Annotated in this window: 1 protein-coding gene; it reads left to right on the plus strand. The window is 53.9% G+C overall.

Annotation, left to right across the window (positions count from 1 at the left end; genetic code table 11):
• On the plus strand, positions 1 to 243 hold a 243-nt coding region (locus SB773_RS34120; protein WP_410594929.1), incomplete at both ends, for a PLP-dependent transferase.

Below are 243 nucleotides of genomic sequence, written 5' to 3' on the forward strand. Positions count from 1 at the left end.
GTGATGCTGCGCTGGGAGAACAGCTGTACTTTATCCAGAACGGCATGGGAGCCATTCTGGGTGTGCAGGATTGTTGGCTCGTAATGCGAGGACTGAAAACGCTCAAGGCGCGACTGGATGTCAGTACAAACACAGCAGAGCAGCTGGCGAATTGGCTCGCGGCACATCCTGAAATTACGCACGTCTATTATACAGGCTTGAAGGAGCACCCTGGACACCAGGTACAAGCGAGTCAATCCAGCG

The organism is Bacillus sp. SIMBA_074 (genome assembly GCF_046534555.1).
GTDB lineage: Bacteria > Bacillota > Bacilli > Bacillales > Bacillaceae_G > Bacillus_A > Bacillus_A mycoides.